At 61.6% G+C, this 4,050-nt stretch carries 3 protein-coding genes and 1 pseudogene; 1 reads left to right on the forward strand and 3 read right to left on the reverse strand.

Annotated features, from left to right (window positions below; all coding sequences use genetic code 11):
• Together EN914_RS26965 and urtA are read right to left on the reverse strand one after the other, a co-directional pair.
• Nucleotides 1-622 (reverse strand): annotated as a pseudogene (locus EN914_RS26965) (urea ABC transporter permease subunit UrtB); the annotation flags it as partial.
• A 97-nt stretch (nucleotides 623-719) separates the two neighbouring features.
• Nucleotides 720-2,030, reverse strand: coding sequence for an urea ABC transporter substrate-binding protein (urtA, locus tag EN914_RS26970; protein ID WP_013531849.1), 1,311 nt, complete (start codon nucleotides 2,028-2,030; stop codon nucleotides 720-722).
• Nucleotides 2,031-2,343: 313 nt separating this feature from the next.
• On the opposite strand from urtA, the gene EN914_RS26975 reads away from it, so the two are divergent.
• A complete protein-coding gene (locus EN914_RS26975) occupies nucleotides 2,344-2,757 on the forward strand; it encodes a hypothetical protein (RefSeq protein ID WP_024503521.1) in 414 nt (137 codons plus the stop codon).
• 64 nt (nucleotides 2,758-2,821) lie between these two features.
• On the opposite strand, the gene EN914_RS26980 is transcribed toward EN914_RS26975, so the two are convergent.
• Nucleotides 2,822-4,050: GMC family oxidoreductase (locus EN914_RS26980; RefSeq protein WP_164778936.1), on the reverse strand; the 1,229-nt coding region annotated here is incomplete at its 5' end.

Here is a 4,050-nt window from a genome sequence, read left to right on the forward strand (position 1 = left end):
AAACAGCATCGCGATCGCCCCGTGCCCCGATAAGCGCGATGGCGGCGAGCTTGTCGGCTTCGGGCCGATCCGAGACAAGAACTGACGCGGCACGGGCCTGTTCGAGCAGAGCCTTGACGCTGGCCACGGCCTCACCGGCGATCGCCGTATCGAGGGGGGCGATATTTGCGGCGTCAGGTGTCTTGAACATGGTGTCGGCGGCGGCGATGCGAACAGCCGGATCCTTGGCGCCGAGCGTCAGCGTGCCCAACGCATCGCGGATGACGCGACGCAGCGTGTTGTTGACCTTGATCTTGGTGATGCCGTCCTTGGCCGCCTCACCCGATGCCTCCCCGCTCAACGGGTCGGAAAGCTGGACGCTCTCGCCCGCTTCCTTGCCGACAAACACCAGGGAATCGGCCTTGCGGACATAGAGGTTGCCGTCGGCAAGTGCCGCAAGCGGCCGCTCCACCGCCGGGTCGCCAGCGGCTGCCAGTTCGTGGACGACGGCTCCGATCTCGGAAAAGCCCTTGGCCGTGGCGAATTTGGCGATGATGCCGCGCAGATCGGTTTCGCCAGCGCCCGATGACGACAGTGTCGCCAGCAGGAACAACAGCATCAAACCCGTGCGGATTAAGGTCATCGGTTTCTGGTAACCCCTGAAGGTTGAAGTGGGCGTCCGGACGGCGGAGGAAGCCGTCCGGACGCGCGCGGTCTGACTGGGTCAGCCCTGGGAGGGATCAGTTCGTGCCCTTGCCGCCGCACTTGCCGGTGGCAACATTAAAGTTGCCGCAGGACAGAGGCGCGCGCCAATCCGAGATCAGGTCCTTGGAATCAGGCAGATAGTCGGACCATTCGTCGCCCATCACCAGGCCCGGCGTGCGCGACACGGTCTCGAACTGGCCGTCGGCCTGGATTTCGCCGATCAGCACCGGCTTGGTGATGTGGTGGTTCGGCATCATCGTCGAATAGCCGCCGGTCAGGTTCGGCACCGACACGCCGATCATGGCGTCGATGACCTTGTCCGGATCGGTGGTGCCGGCCTTCTCGACCGCCTTCACCCACATGTTGAAGCCGATATAATGGGCCTCCATCGGGTCGTTGGTGGTGCGCTTGTCGTTCTTGATGAACTTGTGCCAGTCGGCGATGAACTTCTTGTTCTCGGGCGTATCGATGCTCTCGAAATAGTTCCAGGCGGCGAGATGGCCGACCAGCGGCGCGGTGTCGAGACCTGCAAGCTCTTCCTCGCCGACCGAGAAGGCCATGACCGGAATGTCCTCGGCCTTGATGCCCTGGTTGCCGAGTTCCTTGTAGAACGGCACGTTGGCGTCGCCGTTGACGGTCGAGACGACGGCGGTCTTCTTGCCGGCCGAACCGAACTTCTTGATCGCCGAAACCTCGGTCTGCCAGTCGGAGAAGCCGAACGGCGTGTAATTGACCATGATGTCTTCAGCCGCCACGCCCTTGGCCTTCAGATAGGCCTCGAGAATCTTGTTGGTGGTGCGCGGATAGACGTAGTCGGTGCCTTCCAGCACCCAGCGCTTAACCGAACCGCCGTCCTCGCTCATCAGATAGTCGACCGCCGGGATCGCCTGCTGGTTCGGCGCCGCCCCCGTGTAGAACACGTTGCGCTCGCTCTCCTCGCCCTCATACTGGACCGGATAGAACAGGATGTTGTCGAGTTCGGAGAACACCGGCAGCACCGATTTGCGCGACACCGAGGTCCAGCAGCCGAACACCGCCGCAACCTTGTCCTTGGAGATCAGTTCGCGCGCCTTTTCGGCAAACAGCGGCCAGTTGGAAGCCGGATCGACGACGACCGCCTCGAGCTTCTTGCCGAGCAGGCCGCCCTTGGCGTTCTGCTCGTCGATGAGCATCAGCATGGCGTCCTTCAGTGTCGTCTCCGAAATCGCCATGGTCCCCGAGAGCGAATGGAGAATGCCGACCTTGATCGTGTCGTCGGCGGCCTTGGCCGGAGCCGACATCAACAGGCCGGCGGCGACCGCACCAGCCGAAAACATTTTTGTTATTGTCGAGAAATTACCCCTCATATTACGGACTCCCAAGCTAGTTGATTGCACCGCAACACTACAATGCAACCCCCATGCCAACCGCTCCAGCGATCCTGAAAGGGTGCAAATAGTTCATAGATATCAGCGGCTTGGAATATAGGGGCTTCCAAAACAAAGAGAGCCGGCCAGAAATCGATTGAGGGAAATTTGCGCAGCTTACACAGTTTTTGCCTAATTTTCGCTCATTCTCCCAGACTGCCTAGATTTTGATCTGAATAGCGGCGCCTTGGGCGACCGATGTTGCGGCGCGGTGCAAAAATAGGGCAAGCTCGCTCTTCAAACGAGCGACGTCATGATTTCAGGGATTTCACGCTTTTTCATCGGCATACTGCTTCTGGCCGCAGCAACCGGAGCCGCGCGAGCCGATTTCAGCGATGGCAAGATGCCTGACGGCACCTATCATTGCGAAGTGTACCTGCTTGGCATGTTCCTCAGCCTCGGCGACATCACCATCAAGGGGAACGTCTACAGCGGCCCTGTCTACACCAGCCTCGGCGGCTTCGGCCCCGCTCAGCAAGGGTACAACTACCAAATGGATGCGAACGGCGTGATTTCCTGGCTGGGACCACTGGGCGGCTACACCGCCGGCGGCAACTCGCTGTCGCTGACCCAGGCGACGCTTGACGGCGAAACCGTGCCCTCCTTCGACATCATCATGAAGCAACCCGACGGCGCCTTCACCGCATCGACCTGCACCAAGCAATAAGGCGGCAAGAAAAAGGCGCGGAACCTTGCGGGTTCCGCGCCAGCAGCCCGTCGGGAGGATGTGACTAGATCGTCTTTGCCGACATCTGCGCGGCGATGTAGTCGGCCTGGCGGATCGCCAGCGACACGATCGTCAGGGTCGGGTTTTCGGCGGCCCCGGTGGTGAACTGGCTGCCGTCCGACACGAACAGGTTCTTGATGTCGTGCGCCTGGCCGTGCTTGTTGACGACGCCGTCTTCCGCTTTCTCGCTCATCCGGTTGGTGCCGAGATTGTGAGTCGACGGATAGGGTGGCGTCGGGAAGGTACGGGTGGCGCCGACCGCATCGTAAAGTGCCGTAGCCTGTTTGTAGGCGTGGTTACGCATCGCCGTGTCGTTCGGATGGTCGTCGAAATGCACGTCGGCGATCGGCATGCCGTGCGCGTCCTTCTCGTCTGCATGCAGCGTGATGCGGTTCTCCGCGCGCGGCATGTCCTCACCGACGATCCACAGGCCGGCCATGTGGTCGTAGTGATCGAGTGCGGTGGTGAACGAGCGCCCCCAGGCGCCCGGATCGAGGAATGCGGCCATGAACGGCAGGCCGAGCGACAGCGTCTCGAACTCGTAGCCGCCCACGAACCCACGCGACGGATCATGCCGCGCCTCGTCGCGGATGATGCCGGCCATGGTGGTGCCGCGATACATATGCACCGGCCTGTCGAAGATGGCATAGACCGAGCCGGTGGTGTGGCGCATGTAGTTCTTGCCGACCTGGCCCGACGAGTTGGCAAGCCCATCGGGGAATTTTCCCGACGCCGAATTGAGCAGCAGCCTTGGGCTCTCGATCGAGTTGCCGGCAACCGCGACGATGCGCGCCTTCTGCTCCTGCAGTTTGCCGTCCTTGTCGGCGTAGACGACGCCGGTCACCTTTCCGCTGGCGTCGTGGTTGATCTTGATCGCCATGGCATTCGGCCTGACTTCGAGATGGCCTGTCGCCTCGCCCTTGGGGATCTCGGTGTAGAGCGTCGACCATTTGGCGCCCCATTTACAGCCCTGGAAGCAGAAGCCGGTTTGCTGGCAGGAATTACGATCGTCGCGATCGACCGAGTTGATGGCCATGTTGCCGGTGTGGCATTCCTTGTAGCCGAGCTTGTCGGCGCCGGCCTTCAACACCTTGAAATTGTTGTTGCCCGGCAGCCGCGGCCAGTCATTGGTGCCGGTGACGCCCATCTTGGCCTCGGCCTTGGCGTAGTAGGGCTCCATCTCGGCCAGCGTGATCGGCCAATCGAGCAGGTTGGCGCCTTCCAGTTTGCCAT

Origin of the sequence: Mesorhizobium sp. M7A.F.Ca.CA.001.08.2.1 (assembly GCF_003998455.1) — a bacterium.
In the GTDB taxonomy this organism is placed as follows: Bacteria; Pseudomonadota; Alphaproteobacteria; order Rhizobiales; family Rhizobiaceae; genus Mesorhizobium; species Mesorhizobium ciceri.

What these genes read in the sequence shown, in the direction of transcription:
- urtA (WP_013531849.1), bottom strand. Translation starts at nt 2,030, where the DNA reads ATGAGGGGTAATTTCTCGACAATAACAAAAATGTTTTCGGCTGGTGCG.
- EN914_RS26975 (WP_024503521.1), top strand. Translation starts at nt 2,344, where the DNA reads ATGATTTCAGGGATTTCACGCTTTTTCATCGGCATACTGCTTCTGGCC.